Below are 4,726 nucleotides of genomic sequence, written 5' to 3'. Positions count from 1 at the left end.
CAGCTACACGATCCAGGCGTGGCATGGACCGGAGTGGCAGATCGCGCAGACCTCGCTCAACGCGACGCGCGACACGGTCGTGAATCTCACGATGACGCGCTTTGACGACCTGCGTCCGCGCGGCTGGTACTCGGGCGACCTCCACGTGCACACGGCCCACCCTCCGATCCAGTATTCATTGGACCCTTTGCAGACGCTGCGCGTGGCTCATGCAGAAGGTCTCTCGGTCGTCGAGGTGCTCAACAACGATGACGACGATGAGTTCGAAGGTGAGCCGAGCGGCGTTTCGGACTCGCTCGCGACGCTCTACTACTCGTACGAATATCGCAACCAGTTCGGCGGGCACGCGGCGCTGGCCGGACTGGTGAGCCCGATCGGCTCGGGTTGCTGCGCGAGCAACGAGGCGCCCTGGCCGATGCTCGTCGACATTCAGCAGCTACTGGCGCCGCAGGGCGGGCTGATGGTGCTCGCGCATCCGGTCACCACCAGCGACTACGAGGCACGCAGCGGCTGGCCGGGCATGGGTCTCGGCCGCGAGATGCAGGTGCTGGCGGCGCTCGGGGGCGTCGGCGCGCTCGACGTGGTCTCGTACAGCAACGATCCCGACACGATGTTCACCCAGTGGTACGACCTGCTCTCGAGCGGGCTCGACGTTCCCGCCTCGGCGGGAACCGACTGCGTGATGAACTGGGTGACCGACCTGCCCCCCGGCGGCTGGCGCGTGTACGCGAACGTCGCGCCCGGCGCGCAGACGTTTCACTCCCGGTGGCTGGCGGCGGTGGGGGCCGGTCGCACCTTCGTGACCAGCGGCCCGCTGATTCCGCGCTTCGAGATCGCGGGAATCGCCCCGGGGGGGACGCTCGATGTTCCGAGCGACACGATCGCGCGCCCGGTGCGGATCGAGGCCGAGTGCGTGTTCGGCATCAGCAGGATCGCCTTGATCGCCGACGGTGTCGAACGCTGGACCGCGACGCTCAACGGAGCGACCCACGTCGACACCAGCTTCACGTTCGAGAGCGACACGCCGAGATGGATGGCCGTGCGCGTGGACGGAATGACCGCGCCGGCGATGCTGCTCGGGTTGGTGCCGGTGGCGCACACCAGCGCCGTGCGTGTCACGCGCGCGGGCGATCGGCGCCCGCTCGCCGCATCCTGCGCGCGCGCATGGGACGCGGTGCAGCGCTACGAAGACTTCGCGATCGTAACCGGCGATCATGCGACCTCGTGGCCGGCCTGGGAGCACGATTCGCTCCTCGCGCGCACCGCCCGCGCCCGGGCGTTCTATGGGCGGCCCTTCGTGCTGGCGAGCGGTTCATTTTCGAGGCTGACAACCGATGACAGTCATCTGCGCTGGAGCGCATCGCACGATCCCGAGGCCTTCGACCGTGTGCGTTACGAAGCCGACTTCGACACGTTGTCGGGCCTTCCGGCCCCGTTCCGGGTGACCACCGACGACACGACGATGATCGTCTCGCTGCCCCGCTTCGGGCTGTGGTGGTGTCGCGTCTACGCCGTGGACCGGGGCGGCAACCGGACGCTGATCACGGGAGGCACGTTCGCGATTGCCGGGGGGACGGCGGACGTCGCCAGCAACACCCCGGGTCGCGCGAAGATCTTCGCGTTTCCGAATCCGGCTCGCGGCCCTGTACGCCTGACCGGCTTTGGCGACGACGTCGCCGTGTATGACCTGGGCGGCCGGCGCGTGGCGTCGCTCGGGGACGGCATCGTGCGCGACGGGGGCGGCCACGACTGGCAGATCACGCACTCCTCGCGGCCGGCGCCGGGCGTGTACCTGGCGCGCAGCGCCGCGACCGGCGCGAACGTGCGGGTGGTGGTGTTGCCGTAGGGGCGCGTGGCCCGGGCGCCAGCCCCGATACGTTCGCCACTCTCCCGAGCCCGCTCAGTTCACGACCACGATCCGCACCTCGCGCTGGTCCGCAACCGATTCCAGCCGCGCAATGAACATCCCCGCATGCACCGGCCGTCCCTCGGCATCGCGAAGGTCCCAGCCGAGCGCATGCGCGCCGGCGGAGAACGAACTGCTGGCGAGGGAGCGCACCATGCGGCCCTCCACGTCGTAGATCCGCAGCGCGACCACCGCGTCGCGAGGAATGCCGAAGCCCAGCGTCACCCGGCCGCGCGCGGGATTGGGCACGGGGGCGGCGAGGAACAGATCGCGGGGCAACGAAGAGCCCAGGATCCCGGCGATCATCGAGGGCGTCAGCACCGCGAACGGACTTTCGTTGCCGTTCACGTCGACGGCGGAGAGCTTGTACGTCATCCCGGCGGGTCCCGGATCGACGTAGCCGGTATCGGCCTGCGCAACGATGAGGGTTGCGCTGCCCGGGACGAACGATGGCGAGCTGCCACGATAGAGCCGGTAGTACCAGAAGTCGGGTTCGCTGTTCGGATCCCAGTGAAGGTGGGTGGAGCCGCCGGCGACCGCGCCAAGGAACGGAGACGGGACGGCGGGCGGCAGGTTGTCCACGGAATAGCCGGAGTCGGCCCGACACTCGAAGTAAGTGGCGGGCGCGGCCGTGAGCGCGCGGAGCAGGAAGGTCGATTCGTAGGAACCGGTGCCGCCCGAATCGACCAGAGTCGGCGCCACGACGTCGTAGGCATTGTCGCCGGTGGCGGCCACGGTCAGCAGATAGTCCCAGCCATCGAGGGCAATGCCCGTGGGCGCCGCGGGCGCCGCGGGTCGCAAGGCGGCGGCGCCGGCGGGGCTCTTCACACGGGTCGCGGCGCGCAGGGGATCGACGCGCCGGTAGAGCGCGTAGCCGGTGATGGGAGTCGCCGAGCCGGCAAGGTCGACCCCGTTGGCCTCGAATCGCAACCGAACCTGTCGGCCCTGGTCGTTGCCGACATCGGTGATGTTGGTGATCTCCTGGGGGAAGCCGAGCATCTGGATCCGGTTGTTACCGACTTCCGACTCGTAGAGTTCGTGCCCGGAGGCGGCGAGGCCGACGGGGGCGGAAAAGGCGCCTCCGGATTCCCCGCCGGTCGAGAACTGGCTCACGTAGGCGCCGGTGTTGGTGAAGTGCTGAATCCGGTTGTTTCCCGCGTCGGCGACCCAGACATCCCCGAACATGTCGAAGGCAATGCCCTGAGGTGAATTGAATTGGCCGTTACCGCTGCCCGCGGAACCCCACTGGGTCACGAATGTCCCGGTGTTCGTGAACTTCTCGATTCGGTCGTTGTCGAAGTCGCTGACGTAAACGTAGTTCTGGGTGTCCACCGCCAGGTTCACCGGGCCATTGAACTGGCCGGCACCGCTGCCGGCGGTTCCCCATTGCAGCACGTACGTTCCGGTCCCGCTGAACTTCTGGATCCGATTGTTCCCCGTGTCGGCGACATAGACGTTGCCGGCGGCATCCACGGCGACGCCCTCCGGACTGATGAACTTGCCGTTGGTCGAACCCGAGCTGCCCCACTTGGCCAGGAAGGTGCCCATCCCGTTGAATTTCTGGACGCGATTGTTGCCGAACTCCACGACGAACACGTTGGCAGAACCGTCGACCGCCACGCCGAAAGGCTGGTTGAACTGTCCGTCGCCGCTGCCGGGGTTACCCCACTGGAGTATGTAGCCGCCGAGGGGGCCGAACTTCTGGATCCTCTCGTTGTCCCTGTCGGTCACGTAGACGTTTCCAGAAGGGCCAATGGCCACGCTGTAGGGGCTGTCGAATTGTCCGTTGCCTCCGCCAGGGGCGCCCCATTGGGTGCAGTATCCGGGAGCGGACTCCGCGGCCGCGATAGTCTCGGTCGAAAGGCAGAGCAGGAGCGAAAGCAGCGGGGTGAGTGGACGCAAGGCGTGCCTCCTCGGCAAGACGGGCGATTTCGAGCGCGAGTTCGGCTCGTCGCGGCCTTCCTGGCTTCGCGGGGGAGGCCACCTCGTGGATGGCGTGGGTAAGACAGTTTGCATCGCGAAGCTCGCCCGGTGCGGCGTGGGGTACTGAGTCGAATGAGCGTACAGCCGGGGCGGGCTCCTGGATAGGGGTGCCTGGTTCGGCAAGTAGAGGCGCATCGGGAAAGGAGCCGGCGGCGGGAAGCGTGATCCGTGGACGACCCGATGGAGCCTGACCGCCCACGGACACGAGTCCGAGTCGTTCCCCGCGTTACTTGCTCGCTGCGCCCTCGCGCAGCTTGTTCAGCACCTGGTCGATGCTGAAGCTGGCCGACCGCTGGCTGGGGGGGAAATCCTTGAACGTGCCGAGGAACTCGGCCACGCCGGCCTGAGCCGGCACCAGGATGTACGCGTGGTCGATGAGCCAGTCGTAGTAGGTGTTCGAAGTGATGTCGGCGCGCTCGTAGGGATCCATGCGCAGATTGAAGATCTTGGGCACCCGAAGCGGAGTAAAAGGCTCGGACCAGATCCGTAGTGTCCCCTCGGCGCGCTGTTCGGCGAACACGACCTTCCAGTTGTCGTAGCGCAGTGCGACCAGGTCGCCATCGTCGTTGAAGTAGAAGAAGCCCTTGCGCGGATCCTCGGTCGTCTGGCCGGTCAGATAGGGCAGCAAGTTGTAGCCATCGAGATGGAGCTTGAAGGTCTTGTCGCCGACCTTCATGCCCTTCAGGAGCTGCTCCTTCACGTCGGGGACCCCGGCCGCCGCGAGCAGCGTCGGCAGGAAGTCCAGGTGCGACACGATGGCGTTCTCGACCGAGCCGGCCTTCAAGTGGCCCGGCCAGCGCAGCATCGCCGGCACGCGATACGCGCCTTCCCAGTTCG

General features: G+C 67.3%; 3 protein-coding genes. 1 reads left to right on the top strand and 2 read right to left on the bottom strand.

The features are described 5' to 3' along the window. A partial coding sequence (locus VMJ70_03190) for a CehA/McbA family metallohydrolase (GenBank protein HTO90115.1) occupies window positions 1-1,846 on the top strand: 1,846 nt, incomplete at its 5' end. Between the two features lie 54 nt (window positions 1,847-1,900). Here the strand turns inward: VMJ70_03190 and VMJ70_03185 are convergent. Next, window positions 1,901-3,808, bottom strand: coding sequence for a hypothetical protein (locus VMJ70_03185; protein ID HTO90114.1), 1,908 nt, complete (start codon window positions 3,806-3,808; stop codon window positions 1,901-1,903). Window positions 3,809-4,115: 307 nt separating this feature from the next. Continuing rightward, window positions 4,116-4,726 (bottom strand): sulfatase-like hydrolase/transferase (locus tag VMJ70_03180; protein HTO90113.1); only part of this gene is annotated, 611 nt, incomplete at its 5' end.

Origin of the sequence: Candidatus Sulfotelmatobacter sp., assembly GCA_035498555.1 — a bacterium.
Lineage (GTDB): Bacteria > Eisenbacteria > RBG-16-71-46 > RBG-16-71-46 > RBG-16-71-46 > DATKAB01.
Note: the sequence above shows the minus strand (reverse complement) of the source record. Positions and strands in the feature narration are given on the sequence as shown.